This is a genomic window from Streptomyces sp. SudanB5_2050, assembly GCF_964272335.1.
GTDB classification, from domain to species: domain Bacteria; phylum Actinomycetota; class Actinomycetes; order Streptomycetales; family Streptomycetaceae; genus Streptomyces; species Streptomyces rochei.
In genome coordinates this window covers 1,078,973-1,102,715 of record NZ_OZ186760.1, presented here as the reverse complement: position 1 = coordinate 1,102,715, position 23,743 = coordinate 1,078,973, and the positions used below count along the sequence as shown (strand labels likewise).

The 23,743-nt window shown below is 71.2% G+C and carries 18 protein-coding genes; 9 read left to right on the top strand and 9 right to left on the bottom strand.

All coding sequences use genetic code 11. From position 1 onward, the window contains the following. Positions 1–55 precede the first annotated feature (55 nt). Positions 56–1,255, top strand: a complete 1,200-nt coding sequence (locus ACFZP7_RS04685) for a hypothetical protein (protein ID WP_385633919.1) — start codon at positions 56–58, stop codon at positions 1,253–1,255. Here ACFZP7_RS04685 and ACFZP7_RS04680 read toward each other — a convergent pair. Then, positions 1,239–2,321, bottom strand: a complete 1,083-nt coding sequence (locus ACFZP7_RS04680; protein ID WP_359481043.1) for a LacI family DNA-binding transcriptional regulator — start codon at positions 2,319–2,321, stop codon at positions 1,239–1,241. The two genes, ACFZP7_RS04685 and ACFZP7_RS04680, sit on opposite strands and share 17 nt — an antisense overlap. Before the next feature lie 137 nt (positions 2,322–2,458). Here ACFZP7_RS04680 and ACFZP7_RS04675 point away from each other — a divergent pair, with 137 nt between their 5' ends. The 5 genes from ACFZP7_RS04675 (at position 2,459) to ACFZP7_RS04655 (ending at position 8,380) form a co-directional block, all read left to right on the top strand. After that, on the top strand, positions 2,459–3,763 hold the full coding sequence (locus ACFZP7_RS04675) for an ABC transporter substrate-binding protein (protein WP_030977491.1): 1,305 nt from the start codon (positions 2,459–2,461) through the stop codon (positions 3,761–3,763). Between the two features lie 10 nt (positions 3,764–3,773). Then, positions 3,774–4,730 (top strand): carbohydrate ABC transporter permease, encoded by a 957-nt coding sequence (locus tag ACFZP7_RS04670; RefSeq protein ID WP_030977489.1) that lies wholly within the window; start codon positions 3,774–3,776, stop codon positions 4,728–4,730. Beyond that, positions 4,727–5,545, top strand: coding sequence for a carbohydrate ABC transporter permease (locus tag ACFZP7_RS04665; protein ID WP_019327147.1), 819 nt, complete (start codon positions 4,727–4,729; stop codon positions 5,543–5,545). Before ACFZP7_RS04670 ends, ACFZP7_RS04665 begins: the two co-directional genes overlap by 4 nt. Then, positions 5,542–7,932, top strand: a complete 2,391-nt coding sequence (locus tag ACFZP7_RS04660) for a glycoside hydrolase family 3 N-terminal domain-containing protein (protein WP_385633918.1) — start codon at positions 5,542–5,544, stop codon at positions 7,930–7,932. Before ACFZP7_RS04665 ends, ACFZP7_RS04660 begins: the two co-directional genes overlap by 4 nt. Before the next feature lie 88 nt (positions 7,933–8,020). Next, the gene (locus tag ACFZP7_RS04655; protein WP_031020675.1) at positions 8,021–8,380 is read left to right on the top strand and encodes a DUF6463 family protein; all 360 of its coding nucleotides are present in this window, start codon (positions 8,021–8,023) and stop codon (positions 8,378–8,380) included. A gap of 6 nt (positions 8,381–8,386) precedes the next feature. Here the strand turns inward: ACFZP7_RS04655 and ACFZP7_RS04650 are convergent, their stop codons facing one another. Then, positions 8,387–8,959 (bottom strand): dihydrofolate reductase family protein, encoded by a 573-nt coding sequence (locus ACFZP7_RS04650; RefSeq protein WP_270890368.1) that lies wholly within the window; start codon positions 8,957–8,959, stop codon positions 8,387–8,389. A 179-nt stretch (positions 8,960–9,138) separates the two neighbouring features. Here ACFZP7_RS04650 and argG point away from each other — a divergent pair, with 179 nt between their 5' ends. Together argG and ACFZP7_RS04640 are read left to right on the top strand one after the other, a co-directional pair. Beyond that, a complete protein-coding gene (gene argG, locus ACFZP7_RS04645; protein WP_030977480.1) occupies positions 9,139–10,584 on the top strand; it encodes an argininosuccinate synthase in 1,446 nt (481 codons plus the stop codon). A gap of 371 nt (positions 10,585–10,955) precedes the next feature. Next, positions 10,956–14,339, top strand: coding sequence for a CARDB domain-containing protein (locus ACFZP7_RS04640; RefSeq protein WP_385633917.1), 3,384 nt, complete (start codon positions 10,956–10,958; stop codon positions 14,337–14,339). Positions 14,340–14,385: 46 nt separating this feature from the next. Here the strand turns inward: ACFZP7_RS04640 and ACFZP7_RS04635 are convergent, their stop codons facing one another. Together ACFZP7_RS04635 and ACFZP7_RS04630 are read right to left on the bottom strand one after the other, a co-directional pair. Beyond that, complete coding sequence (locus ACFZP7_RS04635; protein WP_385633915.1) at positions 14,386–16,638, bottom strand: hypothetical protein; 2,253 nt, start codon at positions 16,636–16,638, stop codon at positions 14,386–14,388. Between the two features lie 194 nt (positions 16,639–16,832). Continuing rightward, entirely contained in the window at positions 16,833–18,278 is a 1,446-nt protein-coding gene (locus tag ACFZP7_RS04630) for a glyceraldehyde-3-phosphate dehydrogenase (RefSeq protein WP_019327154.1), read from the bottom strand. 221 nt (positions 18,279–18,499) lie between these two features. Between ACFZP7_RS04630 and ACFZP7_RS04625 the strand changes: the two genes are divergently transcribed. After that, positions 18,500–18,901: an SseB family protein gene (locus tag ACFZP7_RS04625; protein ID WP_019327155.1), complete on the top strand. Its 402-nt coding sequence runs from the start codon at positions 18,500–18,502 to the stop codon at positions 18,899–18,901. Here the strand turns inward: ACFZP7_RS04625 and ACFZP7_RS04620 are convergent. The 5 genes from ACFZP7_RS04620 to ACFZP7_RS04600 form a co-directional block, all read right to left on the bottom strand. After that, positions 18,898–19,338 carry a MarR family transcriptional regulator gene (locus tag ACFZP7_RS04620; RefSeq protein WP_031020681.1) on the bottom strand — a complete coding sequence of 147 codons (441 nt, stop codon included), beginning with the start codon at positions 19,336–19,338 and terminating at the stop codon, positions 18,898–18,900. The genes ACFZP7_RS04625 and ACFZP7_RS04620 overlap by 4 nt on opposite strands. Before the next feature lie 100 nt (positions 19,339–19,438). Beyond that, complete coding sequence (locus ACFZP7_RS04615) at positions 19,439–20,470, bottom strand: LacI family DNA-binding transcriptional regulator (RefSeq protein ID WP_030977474.1); 1,032 nt, start codon at positions 20,468–20,470, stop codon at positions 19,439–19,441. Next, a complete protein-coding gene (locus ACFZP7_RS04610) occupies positions 20,467–21,372 on the bottom strand; it encodes a carbohydrate ABC transporter permease (protein ID WP_030977472.1) in 906 nt (301 codons plus the stop codon). The genes ACFZP7_RS04615 and ACFZP7_RS04610 overlap by 4 nt, the downstream gene beginning before the upstream one ends. Continuing rightward, positions 21,369–22,289, bottom strand: a complete 921-nt coding sequence (locus ACFZP7_RS04605; RefSeq protein WP_385633914.1) for a carbohydrate ABC transporter permease — start codon at positions 22,287–22,289, stop codon at positions 21,369–21,371. The genes ACFZP7_RS04610 and ACFZP7_RS04605 overlap by 4 nt, the downstream gene beginning before the upstream one ends. After that, positions 22,286–23,605, bottom strand: coding sequence for an ABC transporter substrate-binding protein (locus ACFZP7_RS04600; protein WP_385633913.1), 1,320 nt, complete (start codon positions 23,603–23,605; stop codon positions 22,286–22,288). The genes ACFZP7_RS04605 and ACFZP7_RS04600 overlap by 4 nt, the downstream gene beginning before the upstream one ends. Positions 23,606–23,743 lie beyond the last annotated feature (138 nt).

The following is a 23,743-nucleotide window of genomic DNA, read 5'->3' as shown; positions in this document are numbered from 1 at the left end:
CGGGGAGACGTGTCGACCGGGGGGAAACATGCGTCTTGGGGGAAGAGCGGCCGCCGTGGCCGCCGTGGCCTGGGTGTGCGCCGCCGTGCAGACGGCGCCCGCGGGGGCCTTGGAGCTGAGACCCGGCACGGACCATGTGAACGTCACGTCCGACGACGTGCTGGGCAACGGGCAGAGCAGGTACGCCGCCATCAGCGCCAACGGCCGCTACGTGGCCTTCTGGTCGTACGCCTCGAATCTGGCGCCCGGCGACACCGACGACGCGGCCGACGTCTACGTGAAGGACCTGCGGACCGGCCGGGTGCACTGGGCCAGCGACCTGGCCCGGGGCATGGACCGGGGCACGCCCTCCGTCGCCCCGTCCCTCAGTGCCGACGGCACCCGGGTCGCCTACCCGACGCCGGACGGCACCGCCGCGTACGTCCACGACCTCCGCACGGGCCGCACCGAGCCGGTCGGCGACGACACCGACGCACGGTTCGGCAGCCTCAACGCACCCGCGCTGAGCGGCGACGGACGGTACGTCGCCTTCGCGGCACGGCCGTCGGGAGAGCCGACGGCAGCGCCGCGCATCCGCGTGCACGACCTCCGGCGGGGGACCGGCGAGTGGGTCGACGACCCGGTGGCCGGGGACCGGCAGCGGGTCGCGGGACCGACCCTCAGCCACGACGGCCGGTACGTCGCCTATCTGGCGACGGACCCCGCGGCGGCCGACACCGACACCCATGTCCAGGTGCTCGACCGGCGGACGGACCGGCGGACCCGTGTCGACCCGGAGTGCGTCGACGATCCGGCCGAGTACGGGGTGAGCGACCCGGTGATGGGGGCGGACGGCCGGCACGTCTCGTTCCGCTTCAAGTGCCGGACGCTGCCGCCCCGGGGCACCAACGACACCGGTGACGTCTTCGTCAGGGACCTGAGGGACGGTTCGCTGCGCCATGTCCTGGGCCCGAAGCCGCAGTTCGCCACGCACTCGGGGCGGTTGAGCGCCGACGGGCGGCACATCGTGTTCGTGGCGGCCGAGGAGCGGGTGCCCCGCGGCCCGCTCCAGGTCGTCTACCTGCTCGACCTGCGCACCGGCCGCCTCGACACGGTCACCGCCCGGCCCGACGGCACCCCCAACCAGAGGCCGGCGTCCGGCCCGTCCACGGACGCGCACGGCCGGACGGTCGCCTACGACGCCGAACCGCGCGACCTGCTCGGCGAGTCGTCCACCGTCACCGAACGGCAGGTCCTCGTCACGCGCCCGCGCTGATCCGGGCCCCGGGCGCCCGCCCCGGCACCCGGTGTGCCGGGGCGGCCCGTCCGCCCGGTGGCCCGCTGCTCTGCCGCACGACCAGACGCGTCGCCAGTTCGATGCGCCGGGCCGCGCCGCCGGGGACGTCGGGGCGGAAGAGCATGCGGGCCGCCTCCTCGGCCATGTGCCGCAGCGGCTGGTGCACCGTGGTCAGCGGCGGGCTCGACCACTGGGCCGGCGGCACGTCGTCGTAGCCGACCACCGACAGGTCCTCCGGGACGCGCAGGCCCCTGAGCCGGGCCGCCTCCAGCACCCCGAGGGCCTGGAGGTCACTGCCCGCGAAGACGGCCGTCGGCGGCTCGGGGCCGTCCAGCAGGTCCCCGGCGTGCGCGAAGCCGCTGTGCACCTGGAAGTCGCCGAAGCGGACGAGACGGGGGTCGAACGGCAGGCCCGCCATGGTCAGCGCCGAGCGGTACCCGTCGAGACGGGCCCGGGAGCACAACATGTCCTCGGGGCCGGTGACGATCGCGACGCGTTCGTGCCCGTGGTCGGTGAGATGACGCGTCGCCGCGAGACCCCCGGCCCAGTTGGCGGAGCCCACGGACGGCACGTCGGGGTCCGGGTCGCCGGCCGGGTCGACGATGACGAAGGGGATGTCCCACGAGCGGAGCCGGTGCTTCACCTCCGCCGGGAGCGACGAGAAGACCAGCACGACACCGAGCGGCCTGCGCCGCAGCACTCCCTCGATCCACTCCGGGCCGGGCGCGTGCCGGGTGCCGCTCCGGGTGAGCACGACCGTCGCCCGGTTGGCCTTGGCAACGTTTTCCACCCCCTTGACCAGCTCCACCGCCCAGACGCTGTCCAGCTCGTGGAAGACCAGTTCGACCAGCGGGGTGCGGGGTGGGCCCGCGACCCGGCGCCGGTAGCCGTGCGCGGCGAGGAGCCGCTCGACCTTGGCTCGGGTACCGGTGGAGACATCCGAACGACCGTTGAGGACCTTCGAAACTGTCGGCAGCGAGACCCCCGCCTCTTTCGCCACCTCGGCCAACGTCACCTTGGCGCCCACCTCGACTTCACCGTGCATGCCAACAGGGTAGGTCATGCGGTCGATAACGTTTTGAGTCGGCTCGCGCACGGCCATTGACCAAAAATCCCGACTGACTCTACTGTCCGACGGCATGGACTTTCGGTGATGGCGCCGAAACTTTCGAAAGGCGAACGATGAAGACACGTGCGCGCTTGCCCAGACTGGTCGCCACCGGTGCGACGCTCGCCCTGGCGCTGAGCCTGTCGGCCTGCGGCGACGGGAACGGCGGGGCGTCGTCGGACGACGGCAAGATCCATGTCCTGGTCTACGGGGACGCCAGCAACAAGGTCGAACAGCAGATCGTCGACACCTTCAACAAGACGTCCGACGTCAAGGTGGTCCTCGACACCATCCCCGGTGCCGACTACCAGAAGAAGCTCCAGACGATCATCAGCACGCCGCAGGCCCCGGACGTCTTCTTCAACTGGGGCGGCGGCAGCATCAAGCCGTTCGTCAAGGCCGACCTGCTGCTGCCGCTGGACGACTTCATCAAGAAGAACCCGGACCTGAAGGACAAGTTCCTGCCGTCCGTCTTCGACAGTGCCGTCGTCGACGGCAAGCCGTACGGCATCCCGATGCGCGGCACCCAGCCGGTCCTGCTCTTCCACAACAAGAAGGTCCTCGCCGAGGCGGGCGTCCAGCCGCCGAAGACCTGGGACGAACTGCTCGCCGCGGTGGACAAGCTCAAGGACGAGGGCGTCACGCCGATCGCGCTCGGCGGCGGCGACGTCTGGCCCACCCAGATGTGGTTCCAGTACCTCTACGACCGCATAGCCGGTCCGGAGCTGTTCGCCAAGGCCGTCGGGGGCGACAAGAGCGCCTGGGAGAGCCCGGAGAGCAAGAAGGCCCTGGACATGATCAAGGAGCTGGTCGACTCCGGCGCCTTCGGCAAGAACTACGACTCCGTCAAGTACACCAACGGCGGCTCGGTCCAGCTGGTGGCCTCCGGCAAGGCCGGCTTCGAGCTGATGGGGTCCTGGTACTACTCCCAGCAGCTCACGGACCACCCGGACTTCGCCGAGAAGGACCTCGGCTACACCGCCTTCCCGTCCGTCGAGGGCGGCAAGGGCGACCCGGCCAACGTCGCCGGCAACACCAACAACTACTACTCGGTGATGAAGAAGACCAAGCACCCCGAGGCCGTCGCCGAGTTCCTGAAGCTCATGTACTCCGAGGAGTTCGTCAAGGCGCAGCTGGACATCGGCAACCTGCCGACCACCACCGACACCGACAAGTTCATCGACGGTTCGGGCACCCCCGAGTACTCCCGCTTCCAGTACGACCTCGTCGCCGACGCCCCCTCCTTCCAGCTGTCCTGGGACCAGGCGTACCCGCAGAAGGCGAGCTCGGACATGCACAAGGCCGTCCAGCAGTTCTTCAACGGGCAGCTCGACACGGACGGCTTCATCAAGGCCATGCAGGCCCTCCCGACCGAGTGACGAACGGCTCATGACCACACAGATCACGAACGCCCGGCCCGCCGCCGGACCCCGCAAGGAGTCCCGGCGGCGGCCGCCGGCCTCGTCCACGACGAAGGTGGGCCGCCCCGGCTTCGCCTGGGCACTGCCCGCCGCAGTCTTCTTCGTCCTCTTCGCGATCGTCCCGCTGATCATGGTGGCGGTGCTGTCCTTCATGAGCTGGGACGGTCTCAGCTCGCCCGAGTTCGTCGGCACGGACAACTGGTCGCGCCTCATCGACGACCCGGTCATGCTCAAGAGCATCTGGCTGACCCTGCTGCTGACCGTGCTCGGCGTGGTCCTCCAGACGCCGCTGAGCATCCTGCTCGGCGTCTGGGCCGCCGGTCACCAGCGCAACCGCGCCGTCCTGTCGGTCATCTACTTCATCCCGCTGCTGCTGTCCGCGACGGCGGTGTCCGTGCTGTGGCGGGCGCTGCTCGACCCGAACTTCGGCATCCCCGCCTCCGCGACCTGGCTGTTCGGCGACGGCAACCTGTTCGGCGAACAGGCCACCGCCATCGGGGTGCTGGCCTTCGTCAGCACCTGGCAGTTCACCCCGTTCCACACCCTGATCTACCAGGGTGCCGCCCGCGCGGTCCCGCCGGTGCTCTACCAGGCGGCGGCGATCGACGGGGCGGGCCGCTACCGGCAGTTCTTCCACATCACCCTGCCGCAGCTGCGCACCTCCATGATCACCTCGATGATCCTGATGATCGTCGGCGGTCTGACCACCTTCGAGACGGTCCTCATCCTGACCCAGGGCGGCCCCGGCACCGACACCACCATCAGCGCCTACTACATGTACGACAAGGCGTTCAAGAGCTTCGACTACGGCACCGGTTCCGCCATCGCCCTGGTCCTGGTCGTCGCCGCCACGATCATCTCGCTGGTCGTCGTCCGGGTCTCCGGCTACGACAAGATGCGCAGCTCCATGGAGGGTGTGTCATGAGGCGCCGACCCAACTACGTGGCCGGTGCCGGCTCGCTCGTCTGGCTGTTCCTGGTCGGCCTGCCGCTGTACGTGCTGCTCGCCGCCACCCTGCGCACCCGCCAGGACTACGCCGAGAACGGCCCGGTCTCCTTCCCGGACAGCTTCACCCTCGACAACTACACCGGTGCCTTCGACTCGGGCTTCGGCCAGTACTTCCTCAACACCCTCGTCGTCACCGCCAGCGTGATCGCCATCGTGCTGCTGCTGGTCCCGCCGCTCGCCTACGCCATCGTGCGCAGCCGCGGCCGGGCCACGTCGGCGATCTTCCGGCTGTTCCTGCTCGGCCTGGCCATCCCGGCCCAGGCCGTGATCGTGCCGATGTTCTACCTGATCAGCGAAGCCGGCCTGTACGACAACCTGCTCGGTGTCATCCTGCCCACGGCCGCCTTCTGCCTGCCGATGTCGGCGCTGATCCTCAGCGGCGCGATGCGGGACATCTCGCCGGAGCTGTACGAGGCCATGGCGATGGACGGCGCGAGCCCGCGGCGCATGTTCTTCCAGCTCGTCATGCCGCTGTCCCGGGGCGGACTCTCCACGATCGTGGTGTTCTCCGCGCTCCAGGCGTGGAACGGCTTCCTGTTCCCGCTCGTCCTGACCCAGTCCGACTCCACCAAGGTGGTCACCCTGGGTCTCTACAACTTCCAGACCGAACACGGCATCGACATCCCCGGTCTGCTGGGAGCCGTGGTGCTGTCCATGGTGCCCGTCCTGCTCGTCTATCTGTTCGCCCGTCGTGCCCTGGTCCAGGGGCTGATGGGCGTCGGAGGAAAGTGACCGCCAACGTGGCCGTTGAGACCACCCCCGAAATCCCCCTCTGGAACGACCCCGCCCACTCCGTCTCCACCAGGGTCTCCGCGCTGATCGAGGCGATGACCCTCCAGGAGAAGATCGCCCAGCTGTACGGCGTGTGGGTCGGCGCGTCCGACGAGGGCGGAGACGTCGCCCCCCATCAGCACGACATGGAGGAGGCCGTCGACCTCGACGCCCTCCTGCCCACCGGACTGGGCCAGTTGACCCGCCCGTTCGGCACCGCCCCCGTCGACCCGGCGCTGGGCGCGCTGTCCCTGCTGCGCACCCAGGCACGCATCGCCGCCGCCAACCGGTTCGGCATTCCCGCCCTCGCGCACGAGGAGTGCCTGGCCGGGTTCGCCACCTGGGGCGCGACCGCCTACCCCGTCCCACTGTCCTGGGGCGCCACCTTCGACCCCGAGCTGGTGCACCGCATGGCCGCCGCCATCGGCCGCGACATGCGCTCCGTCGGCGTCCACCAGGGCCTCGCCCCCGTCCTGGACGTGGTGCGCGACGCCCGCTGGGGCCGGGTCGAGGAGACGATCGGCGAGGACCCGTACCTCGTCGGCACCATCGGCACCGCCTACGTCCGGGGCCTGGAGGACGCCGGGATCGTCGCCACCCTCAAGCACTTCGTCGGCTACTCCGCCTCCCGCGCCGGCCGCAACCTCGCACCCGCCCCCGTGGGCCCGCGCGAGCGCGCCGACGTCCTGCTGCCGCCCTTCGAGATGGCGGTCCGCGAGGGCGGCGCCCGGTCCGTGATGCACGCCTACACGGACATGGACGGCGTGCCCGCGGCGGCCGACGAGGACCTGCTGACCGGACTGCTCCGGGACACCTGGGGCTTCGACGGCACCGTCGTCGCCGACTACTTCGGCATCGCCTTCCTCAAGACCCTGCACGGCGTCGCCGCCGACTGGGCGGACGCCGCGGGAGCCGCGCTCGGGGCGGGCGTCGACATCGAACTGCCCACCGTCAAGACCTTCGGAGCGCCCCTGGCCGAGGCGGTGGCGGACGGGCGGGTCCCCGAGGCGGTGATCGACCGGGCCCTGCGCCGGGTGCTCACGCAGAAGGCCGAACTCGGCCTGCTCGACCCGGACCGGGACCCCGTCCCCTCCGCGCTCGCCGGCGCCGACCTGACGGACCCCGAAGCCCTGCGCGGACGGATCGACCTCGACGGCCCGGAGAACCGGGAGCTGGCCCGCACCATGGCCGAGGAAGCGGTCGTGCTCCTCGGCAACGACGGCACCCTGCCGCTCGGCCGCCCCCGCCGCATCGCCCTGGTCGGCCCCAACGCCGACGAGCCCACCGCCGTACTGGGCTGCTACTCCTTCCCCCAGCACATCGGCGTCCACCACCCCGACACCCCCGTCGGCATCGAACTGCCCACGCTGCGCGACACGCTGGCCGCCGAGTTCCCCGAGGCGGAGATCACCGTCGTACGCGGCACCGGGGTCGACGACGGGGACGTCTCCGGCATCCCCGAGGCCGTACGGGCGGCCCGGGAGGCCGACGTCGTCGTCGCCGTCCTGGGCGACCGCGCCGGACTGTTCGGCCGGGGCACCAGCGGTGAGGGCTGCGACGCGGAGTCGCTGGCACTGCCCGGCGCGCAGCAACAGCTCCTCGATGCGCTGCTCGACACCGGCGAGCCGGTCGTGACGGTGCTGCTGGCGGGCCGCCCCTACGCCCTGGGCCGGGCGGTGGCGGAGTCCGCCGCGATCGTCCAGTCCTTCTTCCCCGGGGTGGAGGGCACCGCCGCCCTCGCCGGGGTGCTCAGCGGGCGGACGAACCCGTCGGGCCGGCTGCCGGTCAGCGTGCCCCGGGGCGCGGGGGCCCAGCCGACCACCTACCTCGGGGCGCGGCTCGCCCACGCCAGCGAGGTGTCCAACATCGACCCGACGCCCGCCTTCGGCTTCGGGCACGGCCTCGGCTACACCACCTTCGCCTGGAGCGACCTCGCGGTGGACGCCGACCGAGCCGCCACCGACGGCGAGTTCTCGCTGGCGCTCACCGTCCGCAACACGGGCGAGCGGTCCGGTACCGAGGTCGTCCAGCTCTACCTGCACGACCCGGTCGCCTCCGTCGTCCAGCCGGTGCAGCGCCTCATCGGGTACACCCGCGTGCCGCTGGAGCCGGGGCAGGAACGCCGGCTGCGCGTCACGGTCCCGGCCGACGTGGCCTCCTTCACCGGTCGCGACGGCCACCGGATCGTCGAGCCGGGCGAGCTGGAGCTGCGGTTCGCCGCCTCCAGCACCGATGCCCGACTGACGGCGTCGGTCACCCTCACCGGACCGGCGCGCCGCGTCGACCACACCCGTCGGCTGCACGCCGTCTTCGGACCGGAGGACACCGCCGACACCGCCGACGCCTGAGCCGCCGGCGGGACCACGAGCGGCGCACCCGGCAACCCGCCCGGGTGCGCCGCTCGTCGGCGGCCGGCCCGCCTCTACGATGGGGCCCATGACGCGACGCTCAGCCGGACGCCAACTCCAGTTCGTCGGCCTCGCCCACGGCGCCGTCGGCGCGGTGGTCTACCGCGACGTGCTCGCCGACCTCGCGCGCGGGAACCCCCTCGGCTCCGTGCCGGACCGGGGCGACCGGGCCACCGCCTTCTGGTTCCTGGCCGCCGCGCCCGCCCTCTGGATGGGCGGCCGGCTCCTGCGGTCCGCGGAGGAGCACCGGGACGTCCCGGCCCAGCGCGCCGCCGGCGCCGTGCTGGCCGCCGTCGGCGTGGCGGGGACCGCGGTCATGCCCAAGGGCGGCTTCCCGGCCCTCGCCGCGATCGGCGGCCTGGTGCTGCGCAGGACGCTGCGCGGCTGAGCCGGGTCAGCGCACCACGTCGAAGATCTGCTTCTGCATGCCGTTGGCGTAGACCTCGTGCTCGACGAGCTTCAGCTTCTGGGTGTCCTTGTCCGTGGTGCTGAACAGCCGCTTGCCCGCGCCGAGCAGCAGCGGGAAGACGAGCAGGTGGTAGCGGTCGATCAGGCCGGCGTCCGACAGGTTCCGGTTCAGCGCGGCGCTGCCGTGGACGATGATCGGACCGCCCTCGGACTCCTTCAGCGCGGCGACCTCGTCGAGCGAGCGCAGGATGGTGGTCTCGTTCCAGTTGGAGACCAGATCGTCCTCGGTGAGGGTGGTGGAGACGACGTACTTCGGCATCACCTTGTAGTCGGCGAACTCCTCCATGTCCGGCCACACCGGGCTGAACGCCTCGTAGCTGACCCGCCCCATCAGCAGGGCCGTGGCCTCCTTCTGCTCCCGGCCCTTGAGTTCGTACGCCTCCGGCAGGAACTCCACGTCCTTGAAGGTCCACCCGGAGTTCCGGTAGCCGGGCTCGCCGCCCGGGGCCTCCACGACGCCGTCGAGGGAGACGAAGGCGGTGCTGATCAGGGTGCGCATCTCGGGTTCTCCACTGTCTCAAGTCCGTTGTCAGTGCGTTCAGGATGTACGACCGGCGGCCGGCGGGAAACTCATCGGTCCCTTCCGGCGGGGAGTTCCTGGAGTACCGGTACCTGGCGATGCCGTCCCGCTGACCACCCCGCTTTGCATGGTCATGCGTCATCATGCATACTCTTCCTATGTCCAAGGTCCTCACCTCCCTCCCCACCGGCGAGCGCGTCGGTATCGCCTTCTCGGGCGGCCTCGACACCTCGGTCGCGGTCGCGTGGATGCGTGACAAGGGCGCCGTCCCCTGCACGTACACCGCCGACATCGGCCAGTACGACGAGCCCGACATCGCCTCGGTGCCCGACCGCGCCAAGACCTACGGCGCCGAGGTCGCGCGTCTGGTCGACTGCCGCGCGGCGCTGGTGGAGGAGGGCCTGGCCGCCCTCACCTGCGGGGCGTTCCACATCCGCTCGGGCGGTCGTGCCTACTTCAACACCACGCCGCTGGGCCGCGCCGTCACCGGCACCCTGCTGGTGCGGGCGATGCTCGAGGACGACGTCCAGATCTGGGGCGACGGCTCGACGTTCAAGGGCAACGACATCGAGCGGTTCTACCGCTACGGCCTGCTCGCCAACCCGCAGCTGAGGATCTACAAGCCGTGGCTGGACGCCGACTTCGTGACGGAGCTGGGCGGCCGCAAGGAGATGTCGGAATGGCTCGTGGCCCACGGCCTTCCCTACCGTGACTCGACGGAGAAGGCGTACTCCACCGACGCCAACATCTGGGGCGCTACCCACGAGGCCAAGACGCTGGAGCACCTGGACACCGGCGTGGAGACCGTGGAGCCGATCATGGGCGTGCGGTTCTGGGACCCGTCCGTCGAGATCGCCCCCGAGGACGTCACCATCGGCTTCGACCAGGGCCGCCCGGTGACGATCAACGGCAAGGAGTTCGCCTCCCCGGTCGACCTCGTGATGGAGGCCAACGCCATCGGCGGCCGGCACGGCCTGGGCATGTCCGACCAGATCGAGAACCGGATCATCGAGGCCAAGAGCCGCGGCATCTACGAGGCGCCCGGCATGGCCCTGCTGCACGCCGCCTACGAGCGCCTCGTCAACGCCATCCACAACGAGGACACCCTCGCCCAGTACCACACCGAGGGACGGCGCCTGGGCCGGCTGATGTACGAGGGCCGCTGGCTCGACCCGCAGTCGCTGATGATCCGGGAGTCGCTGCAGCGCTGGGTCGGCTCGGCCGTCACCGGCGAGGTCACGCTGCGGCTGCGGCGCGGTGAGGACTACTCGATCCTCGACACCACGGGCCCGGCGTTCAGCTACCACCCGGACAAGCTCTCGATGGAGCGCACCGAGGACTCCGCGTTCGGTCCGGTGGACCGGATCGGCCAGCTCACCATGCGCAACCTCGACATCGCCGACTCCCGCGCCAAGCTGGAGCAGTACGCCGGGATCGGCCTGATCGGGACCGCCAACCCCGCCATCGGTGCCGCCCAGGCCGCCGCGACCGGTCTCATCGGCGCCATGCCGGAGGGCGGCGCCCAGGCCATCGCCTCCCGCGGCGAGGTCTCGGCCGACGACGAGCTGCTGGACCGCGCGGCGATGGAGTCCGGCACGGACTGACCGCGTACCGGGGGAGACCCCACCGGCAAGGGCCGGCTCGACGCCTACGGGCGTCGGGCCGGCCCTTCGTTTTCTCTCGGCGGTGCACGACTTGCGTCCCGTACGAGATTGGACGAGTGGCTCGGCGGCGCGCAGAGACGACATGACGAGGTCAACGACGACGCAAGCGCATCGCAAGCGGCGCAAGCTGTTTGCGCTCCGAATCCGGCCTTAACGAGGACCGTTGACAAACAGGTGACGCGCTAGAAATCTGATGACGCACTTTCCGCAAAGAATCGACTGTCCTGCTCAATTGACGCACATGGTCGGTGCTTCCCCCGTGTCCGCCGGCCTGTCGCGCTCCCCGGATCCCCACGGAACAAGAGGACCCCATGAGATGGAGATCTCTCGGCCGACGGTCGCTGACGGGCACCGTCGCGGCCGGGCTGCTGACGGCCGGGCTGCTCCCGCTGCCCTTCACGGCCGGCGCACGGGCCGCCACCGACGCCGCCGAGGTCAACCTCGCCCTCGGCCGCCCGGCGACGGCGGGCGGTTCCCACGGCGCCTACCCGGCGGGCAACACCACGGACGGCACCCAGGCGACCTACTGGGAAGGCCCGGCAGGCTCCTTCCCGCAATGGGTGCAGGTCGACCTCGGCGAGGCCCGAGACGTCGAACGGGTGGTCCTCAAGCTGCCCGCCGGCTGGGAGAGCCGCACCCAGACCCTCTCCCTCCAGGGCAGCACCGACGGCTCCACCTTCCGCACCCTCGACGCCTCCTCGGCCCGCGCCTTCGACCCCGCCCGCGCCAACACCGTCGCCCTCGCCCTCGACTCGCCCGCCGACACGCGCTACGTCCGCGTCCACGTCACCGGCAACACGGGCTGGAACGCGGCCCAGCTGTCCGAGCTGGAGGTGTACGGCGACGACGTGGTCACCGAGCCCCCGCCCACCGGCACCAACCTGGCCCGCAACAAGCCGGTCGAGGCCACCTCGTCGGTCCACTCCTACGTCGCGGCCCACGCCACCGACGACTCCACCTCCACCTACTGGGAGGCCGCCGGCCACCCCGCCGACCTCACCGTGAAGCTCGGCACTGACGCCGACGTCAGCGCCGTGGTCGTCAAGCTCAACCCGGACCCCGTCTGGTCCGCCCGGACCCAGGGCATCCAGGTGCTCGGCCGCGCGCGGGGCGAGAGCGACTTCACCTCGCTGCGGGCCCGCGCCGACTACGCCTTCAGCCCCGGCAAGGACAACACCGTGACCATCCCGGTCACTGCCCGGGTGTCCGACGTACGGCTCCGCTTCTTCTCCAACACCGGCGCGCCCGGCGGCCAGGTCGCCGAGTTCCAGGTCGTCGGTGCCGCCGCGCCCGCACCCGACCTGACCGTCACCGGCCTCGACTGGTCGCCCGCCGACCCGTCCGAGCGGGACGAGATCACCGTGAACGCCACGGTCCGCAACGCCGGGACCGCCCGCTCGGCCGCCACGACCACCGAGGTCACCGTCGAGGGCGTCACCGCCGGCAGCGCCGAGGTGCCCGCGCTCGACCCCGGCGGGACCGCCGAGGTCGAGGTCGCCACCGGCACCCACGCGGCCGGGGACTACGCGGTCGCCGCCGTGGTCGACCCCCGGAACACGGTCGCCGAACTCGACGACTCCAACAACAGCCGCACCGCCTCCGGCCGGCTGGTCGTCGACCGGGCCCCCGGCCCCGACCTGGAGGTCCGCTCCATCACCACCGACCCGGCCGACCCGGCCGTGGGCGCGCCCGTCTCCTTCACCGTCGCGGTGCACAACCGCGGCACCGGCGCCGTCGCGGCGGGCTCGGTGACCCGGCTCCAGGCCGGCACCACCACCCTGGACGGCTCGACCGGCCAGGTGCCCGCGGGCGCCACCGTCAACGTGCCGATCAGCGGCACCTGGAAGGCGACGAGCGGCGGCGCCACGCTCACCGCCACCGCCGACGCGACCGGCGTGGTCACCGAGACCAACGAGAACAACAACGTGCTCGCCAGGTCCATCGTCGTCGGACGCGGCGCCGCCGTCCCGTACATCGAGTACGAGGCGGAGGACGGCCGCTACGAGGGCACCCTGCTCACCACCGACGCCAAGCGCACCTTCGGCCACACCAACTTCGGCACCGAGTCCTCCGGCCGCGAGTCCGTCCGGCTCGACTCCACCGGACAGTACGTCGAGTTCACCTCCACCACGCCCACCAACTCCATCGTCGTACGCAACTCCGTCCCCGACGCCCCCGGCGGCGGTGGAGCCGAGGCCACGATCAGCCTCTACGCCGACGGGGAGTTCGTGCGGAAGCTGACCCTGTCCTCCAAGCACAGCTGGCTGTACGGCAACACGGACGACCCCGAGGGCCTCACCAACCGGCCCGGCGGTGACGCGCGGCGGCTGTTCGACGAGTCCCACGCGCTGCTGGACCGCACCTTCCCGCAGGGCACCGAGTTCCGCCTGCAGCGCGACGCGGGCGACACGGCCGCCTTCTACGTCATCGACCTGATCGACCTGGAGCAGGTCGCGCCGCCGAAGACCAAGCCCGACAGCTGCGTCTCGATCACCGAGTACGGTGCCGTCCCCGGTGACGGACTCGACGACACCGACGCCCTGCAGCGCGCCGTCACCGCCGACCAGAAGGGCGAGATCCCCTGTGTGTGGATTCCGGCCGGGCAGTGGCGACAGGAGCAGAAGATCCTCACCGACGACCCGCAGAACCGGGGCCAGTTCAACCAGGTGGGCATCAGGGACGTCACCATCCGCGGCGCCGGCATGTGGCACTCCCAGCTCTACACCCTGACCCCGCCGCACGAGGCCGGCGGCATCAACCACCCGCACGAGGGCAACTTCGGCTTCGACATCGACCACAACACCCAGATCTCCGACCTCGCCGTCTTCGGCTCGGGCACCATCCGCGGCGGCGACGGCAACCACGAGGGCGGCGTCGGGCTCAACGGCCGCTTCGGCAAGGACACCAAGATCAGCAACGTGTGGATCGAGCACGCCAACGTCGGTGTCTGGGCCGGCCGCGACTACTCGAACATCCCCGAGCTGTGGGGCCCCGGTGACGGCCTGGAGTTCACCGGCATGCGCATCCGCAACACCTACGCCGACGGCATCAACTTCGCCAACGGCACCCGCAACTCCACCGTCTACAACTCCTCCTTCCGCAACACCGGCGACGACGCGCTCGCCGTCTGGGCCAGCAAGTACGTCAAGGACACCTCCGTCGACATCGGCCACGACAACCACTTCCGCAACAACACCGTCCAACTCCCGTGGCGGGCCAACGGCATCGCGATCTACGGCGGCTACGGCAACACCGTCGAGAACAACGTCGTCTCCGACACCATGAACTACCCGGGCATCATGCTCGCCACCGACCACGATCCGCTGCCCTTCTCCGGGCAGACCCTGATCGCGGGCAACGCCCTGCACCGCACGGGCGGCGCCTTCTGGGGCGAGGCGCAGGAGTTCGGCGCCATCACCCTCTTCGCGCAGGGTCACGACATCCCGGGGGTCACCATCCGGGACACCGAGATCCTCGACTCCACCTACGACGGCATCCAGTTCAAGACGGGAGGCGGTGCGATGCCGGACGTGAAGATCAGCAACGTCCGCATCGACAAGTCGAACAACGGCTCCGGCATCCTCGCGATGGGCGGCGCCCGGGGCAGCGCGACCCTGACCGACGTCACGATCACCAACTCGGCCGAGGACGACATACGCGTCGAGCCGGGCTCCCAGTTCCGGATCGACCGCTAGGAACGGCGCACCGGCCGGCGGACCGCTCACGGCCCGCCGGCCCGCCTCACTCGCTCGGCGACGCGGCCCGCACCGCGTCGCCGAGCCTTTCCGGTGACCGCTCGACGGGGAAGCGACCGTCCTCCTCGCGGCGCTCGGCGTTCAGCTCCTCGACCGCGCCGAGCGCGTCACCGATCGTCGCGTAGTCCACCGCGATGAAGTTCACCGGTCTGCCGCGCCGCCGCTCGCAGGTGTGCGCCCGCTCCAGCACCCGCTCGCGCGCGTTGACGGTCCCGGCGTCCAGCCGCCGGCCACCGCCCGCGGTGACGAAGTGGTTGAGCAGGAACAGGCGCTTGTCGGTGCCGCCCCGGTTCGGCAGGCAGGACATCTCGTCCGGGCTGCGGAAGGCGAAGGGCGTCTCCATGCCGTACCGGTAGAAGTTCCGGTACCACGGCGCGGGTCCGTCGGCCTTCTCCGTGAAGACCACCAGACGCCGGCCGCCGTCGATCATCTCGCCCAGCTCCGGCCACGGACGGTCCGGGTCCGGGTCCGGCTCGTACAGCAGGTCGGTCAGCCCGGCCTGCTCGAAGGCGGCCTGGGTGTCCACGGCGCCGACCCCGTCCTGGAGGATCAGCGTGACGACCTCCGTGGGGTTCGCCCGCAGCCAGTCGCCGATCTGCCGCAGCGTGGGCGCCAGTTCGAGCGCCCCGGCCCCGCACACCGAGTGGCACAGCCACAGGCCGGGCTCCGGAGGGTTCACCCGCTCCAGGATGCCGGTGAGCCGCCGCCGCAGCGCCGGCGAGAAGTCGGAGGTGCTGAGCCGGTCCGCGACCTCCTCCGGCCGCTCCCAGCGGTGCGTGTCCAGGAGCAGGACGCGCACCCCGGCGTCGAGCTGGCCGACGACGTCCGGGTCCTGGAGGGGACCGATGAAACGGTCCGCGGTCGTGGCCATCGCGTTGTGCGAGGCCAACTGCGCGATCTCGTCGTAGCGGGCGTCGCACAGCTCGGCGCTGCCCTGGCAGACGCGGGGCGAGGACCCGGTGATCGCCACCGGCGCCAGCATCGTGCCGACCAGCGCGCACGCCGTGACGGCGAAGGTCAGCGCCGGGCCGTGCCGGGGATCGGTCAGCACCGGCATGCCCGGCCGGGTCTCCCACACCCACCCGACGGTGATCAGCAGGGCGCCCGCGGCGAGCAGGATCACCGCGACGAGCACGGCGGTCGTCAGGAGCCGGTCCACGGCCGTGGCCTGGACGTCGGTGAGGAGTTCCGTCGCCGACGGGGGCCAGGAGGCCGGCGCCCCGAACAGGGCGCCGACCGGCATGAGGCGCAGCAGCAGCACCGTCAGGGCCGTCAGCGAGGCGGCTGCCGCCAGTACCCACCCGAGGGGCATCAGCCGACGTCTGACGGGACCGGGCGTGGACAGCCACAGCAGGGTCAGCGCGGCGGCGCACAGCACCGCCGCCGCCGGTTCCACCACCTCCTGGAAGAGGCGGGTGACGGAGCGGGCGCGGTCCACCGCCGCCAGCTCCTCCCGTGCCGGGGCGACGTCGACGGTGATGACCCAGGTGCCCTCCCGCGCCTCCCGCAGCAGTTCCGCGGCGGCCGCCCGCACCTCCTCGGTCAGCGCGACCGGCGCGACCGAGGCCAGCGCCGCGGCCACGTCCCCGCGGTCCAGGGCCGACTGCACCGTGGGGCGGAGACCGGCCCGCTCCCCGGCGGGCACCAGGCGCATCAGCGCGTCCGTCGCGGCCACCGCCTGCCCGTGGGACAGCGGCAGCGTCGGCAGGTCCTCCAGCGGCGCCTCACCGGCCACCACCTGCGCCGCCAGCTCCGACAAGCGCTGTACGAACGCCTGGAAGTCGGGTTCGGCCCGCTGTTGCAGGGCGGCGACGGCGTCACCGAAGTACGCCTGGCTCAGCCGCTCCACGTTCGCCACCACGGGCTCCAGGTCGACCGTGACCCGCAGCCGGTCGCGGTCCCCCTCCAGGTAGTGGATCACCTCGGCGATCTGCCGGTCGCCCATGGCGCGCAAGGTCTCCGGCGGGATCACCACCTTGAGGTTCGAGGTGATGGTGGACTGCGGAACGGGCAGCCGGTCCAGCAGCTCCTGGGTCAGCGGCGTACCGGCCGGGTCGACCAGCACCTCGTCGTAGAACCGCTGGTAGGCCCGCTCGTCCTCCAGCACCTGGGAGTAGAACTCCGCATCGAGGACGGTACTGCGCACGACGGCCGCCGCCGCCAGCACGGACAGGCTCAGCACCGCCACGCACCAGATCAGCACCCCGGCCCAGGGGGAGCGCCGAACCAGTCCGTCCATGACCCCATTCTCGTTTCGGCCGACCGTCGTGCGACACCGGCGCGCGACCCGGCGTCCGGGTGGTACGCCCTCACACGCATGCCCCGGCACGGTCGGCCGATGCGGGTCACCTCGCGCTCGGCACCCCCGACTCGGAACGCGCGAGGGGCGGCGGAAGCCCGGCTCCCACCGCCCCTCACCGTGCGCCGCGGCGATCAGGCCGCCGGCGCCGGGTACGTCGGGTACTCCACCCCGGAGACGTGCTGCACGACGCGGACGACCTGGCAGGAGTAGCCGAACTCGTTGTCGTACCAGAGGTAGAGGATGGCGTTGTCGCCCTCGACCTTCAGCGCGCCGGCGTCCACGATCGAGGCGTGGCGCGAGCCGATGAAGTCGCTGGAGACCGCGTCGGGGGCGCTGATGAAGTCGATCTGGCGCTTGAGCGGCGAGGTCAGCGACACCTCGCGCAGGTGGTCGAGCACGTCCTCGCGGGTGGTCTCGCGGGCGAGCTGGAGGTTGAGGATCGCGATCGAGACGTCCGGCACGGGCACGCGGATGGAGCTGCCGGTGATCTTCGCCTTGAGGTCCGGGAGGGCCTTGGCGACGGCGGAGGCGGCGCCCGTCTCCGTGATCACCATGTTCAGCGGCGCGCTGCGGCCGCGGCGGTCCGACTTGTGGTAGTTGTCCAGCAGGTTCTGGTCGTTGGTGAACGAGTGGACGGTCTCCACGTGACCGCGCTCCACGCCGTACTCGTCGGCCATCGCCTTCAGCGGCGGGACGATCGCGTTGGTGGTGCAGGACGCGCAGGACAGGATGCGCTCGTCCGGCTTGATGGTGTCGTGGTTGACCCCGTGCACGATGTTGGGGACGTCGCCCTTGCCCGGCGCGGTCAGCACGACCTTGTCGATCCCGGGGCGCAGGTGCTTGGACAGGCCCTCCCGGTCACGCCACTTGCCGGTGTTGTCGATGAGGATGGCGTCCTTGATGCCGTACGCCGTGTAGTCGACCTGCGTCGGGTCGTCGGCGTAGATCACCTTGATGGCGTTGCCGTTGGCGAGGATCGTGCTGCTGTCCTCGTCGACCGTGATCGTGCCCTGGAACTGGCCGTGCACCGAGTCGCGGCGCAGCAGCGAGGCCCGCTTGACGAGGTCCTGCTCACCGCCGCCGCGGACGACGATGGCGCGCAGCCGCAGGCCGTTGCCCGAGCCGGCCTTCTCGATGAGCAGGCGCGCCACGAGCCGGCCGATGCGGCCGAAGCCGTACAGGACGACGTCGCGGCCCTCGCGGCGGTCGATCTTGTTGGCGCCGGTGGCCCCGGCGACGGCGTCGGCGGTGAACTCCTCGACCGACAGACCGCGGTCGTCGCTCCGGTAGGTCGCGGCGAGCATGCCGATGTCGATCTGCGAGGGCCCGAGGTCGAGCGCGGTCAGGGCCCGCAGGAAGGGCATCGTCTCGGTGACCGACAGCTCCGCGCCGGCGATCTGCCGGGCGAAGCGGTGCGTCTTGAGGATGCTGACCACCGACTTGTTCACCAGGGAGCGGCTGTGCAGCAGGACGGTGACGTCCCGCTCGCGGTGCAGCTTCCCGATCATCGGGATCATCGACTCCGCGATCTCCTCGCGGTTCTTCCAGTTGGTGAACGAGTCGTCGTTGACAGTCACGTCTCTATCTTTCGAGCTAGGCGGCGCTCATATGCTAACCCCATCGCCCTTATGATCGATCAAGTGGGCCGTACTGTGATCAGATGATCGGTATCCGGGGTGCGTCGACCGGCCGTGGCGTCGCACATGATTGCGACCCGTGCGATCGGGTACGCGAGGCTGGTCCGCCCCCGCGCCGATCACCGGGGCGGGGATGCCACCGCCGTCACCAGGGATCTGTCATGGAAACACCCGCGAACGACAACTCCGTCTCGCCCGCCCAGCGCGCGCTGGACGCACTTGCCGAGAACACCGAGGACACGGCGGCGCTCGACACGCTCGCCGGCAGCGACGTCCTCGTCCCGGTGCCCGACGACGCAGGCGACCAGGAGGACGCCGATCCGGGCATGCTGGCGCTCCCCGTGCTGGAGCAGCAGGGCGGGCGGCAGGTGGTGCCGGTGTTCACCTCCGAGCTGGAGATGGCGGGCCTGCTGCCGTACGTCTCCCGCTACCGGATGGTGCCGCTGGGCGCCCTCGCCGCGCAGTGGCCGGCCGACGACCTGTCCCTGTCCATCGACGCCGGCTCCGAGCACCGCCTCACGCTCACGTCCGACGGGGTGCGGACCCTGCTGGCCCGGCCCTAGACGCCCGCCGCCGGCCCGGGGCAGCGGCCCCGGGCGCGGGCGTCCTCCTCGTCGCCGAGCATGCGGGCCAGCACGGCCCGCTGCAGCGGCAGCACCCGCGCGTGCAGCTCGCGGCCCCGGCGGGTGAGGGCGACGTACACGCCGCGCCGGTCCTCCGCGCACATCGAGCGCTCCACCAGCCCGTCCTTCTCCAGCCGGGCGATGAGACGGGACAGCGCGCTCTGGCTGAGGTGGACCCGGCCCACCAGATTCTGCACCCGGCACTGGGAACCGTCCTCGGGCCCCTCGGTCACCAGGAGGTCGAGCACCTCGAAGTCGCTCGCGCCCAGACCGTGCGGGTGCAGCGCGCGATCGATCTCGCACATGGTGCGCGCGTGCACCGAGAGGATCTCCCGCCAACGCTCCTCGAGCCGCGCACCGGCGGTCCTGGCTGCCATACGTGCACGGTAACACCGGGGCCGTCGTCGGTTGTCCGGGCGACCGACGCGCACGCGAGAAGCCCGCCCCGCACGCGCGGACCGGGCTCCGGAGCGGGACTCAGGCCGAGGCCCGCCGCACCAGTTCCGTCGGCAGGATCACGGCGGCCGGGTCCTCGCCGCCGATCTGGGCCAGCAGCACCCGGACCATCTCCGCGCTGATGCGGTCCCACGGCTGCCGGATGGTGGTCAGCTGCGGGCCGGCGGCGACCGCGGCCGGAGAGTCGTCGAAGCCGCCCACCGCCACGTCCTCGGGCACCCGCCGCCCGGCCCGCTGCAACGTGGCCAGCACCCCCTGCGCCATCAGGTCGGAGGCGACGAAGACCGCGTCCACGTCCGGGGCCCGCGCCAGCAGCCGCTCGGCGCCCGCCTCGCCGCTGGCCCGGCTGTAGTCGCCGGAGACCACCAGCCGCTCGTCGAAGGCGACGCCCGCCTCCGCCAGCTCCTCCTTGTAGCCGGCCAGCCGCTCCACACCGCCCGGGGTGTCCAGGGGCCCGGTCACCATCCCCACCCGCCGACGCCCCAGCGACAGCAGGTGGCGGACCATCTCCCGGGCGCCGTCCCGGTCGTCGGCGGCCACGTAACTCACCTTCGACCCCAGCCCGATCGGCTTGCCGCACGCGACCAGCGGCACCCCCGCCGCACGCAGCTCCTCGGCGACCGGGTCCCCGGAGTGGCTGGAGACCAGCAGCACCCCGTCGACGTGTCCCGCCGTGATGTACCGCGTGATGCGCCGCCGTTCGTCCTTCGTCCCGGCCAGCATCAGCAGCAGCGGGACGTCGTGCGCGGCCAGCGCCTGGGTGCAGCCGCGCAGCAGGACGTTGAAGTTGGGGTCCTCGAAGAACCGCTCCTGCGGCTCGGTGAGCAGGAAGCCCACCGAGTCGGAGCGCCCGGTGATCAGCGACCGGGCGTGCCGGTTGACGACGTACCCCGTCTTGCGGATGGCCGCGTTGACGGCCTCCTCCGCGGCCGGACTGACGTAGTGCCCGCCGTTGAGCACCCGTGACACCGTGCCCCGCGAGACCCCGGCCTCGCGTGCCACGTCGTGGATCGTGGGCGGTCGGCGCCGGCCCCCCGTGTTGCTCATGGTCATGACTTTACGGCCCCGGAGAGCAGGTCGAGGCTCCAGAAGCGCTGGACGACGAGGAACAGGGCGACCAGCGGCAGCACGGCGAGGAAGGCACCGGTGATCACCAGCGTGTAGAGCGCCGGGGTGTTCGCGCCCTGCTCCAGCAGCGTGTGCAGGCCGAGCGTGATCGGGAACTTCTCGTCGTCGCTGAGCATGATGTACGGCAGCAGGAAGTTGTTCCACACGGCCACGAACTGGAAGAGGAACACCGTCACCAGCCCCGGCACCATCATCGGCAGCGCGACGCGGGTGAAGATCCGCCACTCGCCCGCCCCGTCCATCCGCCCGGCCTCCACCACGTCGGCGGGCACGGCCGCCGCGGCGTAGATCCGGGCCAGGTAGACGCCGTACGGGGACAGGACCTGCGGGAGCAGCACGGACAGGTACGAGTCCGTCATCCCCGCCTCGGCCAGCAGCAGGTACTGCGGCACCGCGAGGATGACCGGCGGCATCAGCACACCGGCGAGGAGCACGTTGAACAGCGCCTCCCGGCCGCGGAAGCGGTAGGTCGCCAGCGCGTAGCCGCTGACCGCCGACACGGCCGTGGACAGCAGGGCACCGAGACCGGCGTACAGGGCCGAGTTGGCCATCCACCGCCAGTAGACCCCGTCGCGGTAGGCGCTCAGGTCGCCCACGTTGTCGGTGAAGCCCGTCCCCGGCAGGAAGGTGAAGGTGGAGAACAGTTCGCTGCCCGACTTGGTGGCGGCGACGACCACCCAGACCACGGGCAGCAGACAGTAGAGCGCGCCGAGGGCCAGCGTGAGCGTCGGGACCAGTGCCGTCCGGCGGCGGCGCGGCGGTCCCTGGGCGGTGCCGGGCGTGGTGCCGGCGGCCGGGCGGGTCTTGCGGACGGCCAGGGTGCTCATCGGGCTGCCTCCTGCTTGTTGCGCCGGTTCGAGGCCCGCAGGAACCCGAAGGACAGCACCAGGGTGACGAGCGCGATGATCGCCGCCTGCGCGGCGGCGGAGTGGATGTCGCCCTTGCCGAAGGCGTCCTGGTACACCTTCATCAGCGGACTCCAGGTCGTGGACACGGAGTTGGTCAGGGGCTTGAGGGTGGTCGGCTCGCTGAACACCTGGAGGGTGGCGATGATCGAGAAGAAGAACGTCAGCACCAGCGACGGGGCCACCATGGGGATCTTGATCCGCAGGGCGATCTGCAGCGGGGAGGCGCCGTCCAGCTTCGCCGCCTCGTACACCTCGGCGGGGATGGCCCGCAGCGAGGTGTAGATGACGATCATGTTGAAGCCGGTGCCGCCCCACACGGCGATGTTCGCCAGGGCGAAGTAGAGCGGACCGCCGTCGAGCAGGTCGGGCTGCGGCAGTCCCAGTCGGTCGAGCGCGAAGTGGAACGGGCTGACGTCCGGCAGGTACAGGAAGCCCCACAGCAGCGCCGCCACCACGCCCGGGATGGCGTACGGCAGGAAGATCGCGAGCCGGGTGACCGGGGTGAACCGCACCCGGTCGGAGTCGAGCATCAGCGCGAACAGCAGGGCCAGGCCCAGCATCACGGGCACGACCAGGCAGCCGTAGCCGAGGACGCGCAGCGCCCCGTCCAGCAGCTCGCTGTCGCCCAGGGCGTCGGTGTAGTTCTGGAAGCCGGCCCAGACCTCCTCCCGGGCCCCGGCGCCCAGGCCCAGCCCGGACACCTCCACCTTGCGGAAGCTGAGATACACCGCGTAGCCGATGGGCAGGGCGAAGAACAGCAGGAACAGGGTGGTCGCGGGGAGGAGGAAGAAGTAGGGGGCGCGCAGGGCTCCCCTGCGTGCCGTCGTGCCGGTCACCGCGCGACCTCGAAGCCCTGCTTCTCCAGGTCGGCGACCGTCTCCTTCTGCATGGTGCCGAGGGCGGCGGAGAAGTCCGACTTGTTCTTGGCGGCGGCGCCGAAGGCGTCCTTGAAGGAGGTGTAGGCGACGTTGACGTTGGGGCCCCAGGCCGAGGGCGCCGTCGTCTTCGCGATGTCGGCGGCCTTGGTGTAGAAGTCGGGCTGGTTGGCGAAGAACGCCGGCGGCTCGGCGAAGGCGCCGCTGAGCTGGGCCGAGGTGGACGCCGGGTAGATGCCGCCCTCCTTGGCCAGCGCGCCCAGCGCGTCGGCGTCGGTGTTCAGCCACTCGGCGAACTTCGCGGCGGCTTCCCGGTTCTCCGAGTCGGTGGTCACCGCGGTGGAGGAACCGCCCCAGCTGCCGGTGCGGTTCTCGCTCCCGGACCACTGGGGGAGCGGGGCCATGGCCCACTTGCCCTTGGTGTCGGGCGCGGCCGTGGTCAGCGTGCCGGGCGCCCACACCGCGCTGACCCAGGCGATCTGCTTGCCGGTGTTCAGCGCCTTGTTCCAGGCGGGGGTGTACATCGGCTGGTTGTCGATGGCGCCCTCCTTTACGAGACCGCCCCAGAAGTCGGCGACCTTCCTGGTCGCCTCGTCGTCGATGCCGACCTTCCACTTCTCGCCCTCGGTCGTCCACCACCGGGCGCCGGCCTGCTGGGCGAGCCCGGCGAAGAGGCCGGAGTCGTTGGCGGAGAAGGTGGTGAGGTCCTTGTCGGGAGCGGCCTTCTTCAGCTCGCGCGCGGTCCGGGCGAACTCCTCCCAGGTGGCGGGGACCTCGAGTCCGTACTGCTCGAACAGGTCCTCGCGGTAGTAGAACATCATCGGCCCGATGTCCTGCGGCACGGCGTAGACGGCGTCCGTGCCCAGCGTCGTCTGCTGCCAGACGCCGTCGGCGAACTTGCCCTTCACGTCGTCGACCTCACCGGATATGTCGGCGAGCGCGTCGTTGCTGACCAGCGTGGGCAGCGCCTGGTACTCGGCCTGCACCAGATCCGGCGCCTGGCCGGCCTTGTGCGCGGTGAGGATCTTGGTGACCAGCGTGTCGCCGGACGCCTGCTTCTTCACCGTGACGGTGATCTGCTGCTCCTTGCCCGGCCCCTTGTTCCACAGGTCGACGACCTTGTCCATGCCGGGCGTCCAGGTCCAGTACGTCAGCGAGACCGGTCCCGACCGGGCGTCGCCGCCGTCGTCGGACGAGCCGCAGGCGGCGAGGGTGCTCGCCCCGAGGGCGACGGCGACGGCGGAAGTCACCAGGCGGCGGCGCTTCGTGTACGGCATGGAACTCTCCCCTGACCTGGGTCCCCACCTGCTGCGGAGACCTGCCATGCTTCTGTGAGCGTTCACAGTAGAGAAACATCCCGGACACTTGTCAATGGTTGTTGCTGTGCGGTTATGTTGGGCTCGCAGCGCATCCGA

What these genes read in the sequence shown, in the direction of transcription:
- ACFZP7_RS04680 (WP_359481043.1), bottom strand. Translation starts at nt 2,321, where the DNA reads ATGCACGGTGAAGTCGAGGTGGGCGCCAAGGTGACGTTGGCCGAGGTG.
- ACFZP7_RS04675 (WP_030977491.1), top strand. Translation starts at nt 2,459, where the DNA reads ATGAAGACACGTGCGCGCTTGCCCAGACTGGTCGCCACCGGTGCGACG.
- ACFZP7_RS04670 (WP_030977489.1), top strand. Translation starts at nt 3,774, where the DNA reads ATGACCACACAGATCACGAACGCCCGGCCCGCCGCCGGACCCCGCAAG.
- ACFZP7_RS04665 (WP_019327147.1), top strand. Translation starts at nt 4,727, where the DNA reads ATGAGGCGCCGACCCAACTACGTGGCCGGTGCCGGCTCGCTCGTCTGG.
- ACFZP7_RS04655 (WP_031020675.1), top strand. Translation starts at nt 8,021, where the DNA reads ATGACGCGACGCTCAGCCGGACGCCAACTCCAGTTCGTCGGCCTCGCC.
- ACFZP7_RS04650 (WP_270890368.1), bottom strand. Translation starts at nt 8,959, where the DNA reads ATGCGCACCCTGATCAGCACCGCCTTCGTCTCCCTCGACGGCGTCGTG.
- argG (WP_030977480.1), top strand. Translation starts at nt 9,139, where the DNA reads ATGTCCAAGGTCCTCACCTCCCTCCCCACCGGCGAGCGCGTCGGTATC.
- ACFZP7_RS04640 (WP_385633917.1), top strand. Translation starts at nt 10,956, where the DNA reads ATGAGATGGAGATCTCTCGGCCGACGGTCGCTGACGGGCACCGTCGCG.
- ACFZP7_RS04635 (WP_385633915.1), bottom strand. Translation starts at nt 16,638, where the DNA reads ATGGACGGACTGGTTCGGCGCTCCCCCTGGGCCGGGGTGCTGATCTGG.
- ACFZP7_RS04625 (WP_019327155.1), top strand. Translation starts at nt 18,500, where the DNA reads ATGGAAACACCCGCGAACGACAACTCCGTCTCGCCCGCCCAGCGCGCG.
- ACFZP7_RS04620 (WP_031020681.1), bottom strand. Translation starts at nt 19,338, where the DNA reads ATGGCAGCCAGGACCGCCGGTGCGCGGCTCGAGGAGCGTTGGCGGGAG.
- ACFZP7_RS04615 (WP_030977474.1), bottom strand. Translation starts at nt 20,470, where the DNA reads ATGACCATGAGCAACACGGGGGGCCGGCGCCGACCGCCCACGATCCAC.
- ACFZP7_RS04610 (WP_030977472.1), bottom strand. Translation starts at nt 21,372, where the DNA reads ATGAGCACCCTGGCCGTCCGCAAGACCCGCCCGGCCGCCGGCACCACG.
- ACFZP7_RS04600 (WP_385633913.1), bottom strand. Translation starts at nt 23,605, where the DNA reads ATGCCGTACACGAAGCGCCGCCGCCTGGTGACTTCCGCCGTCGCCGTC.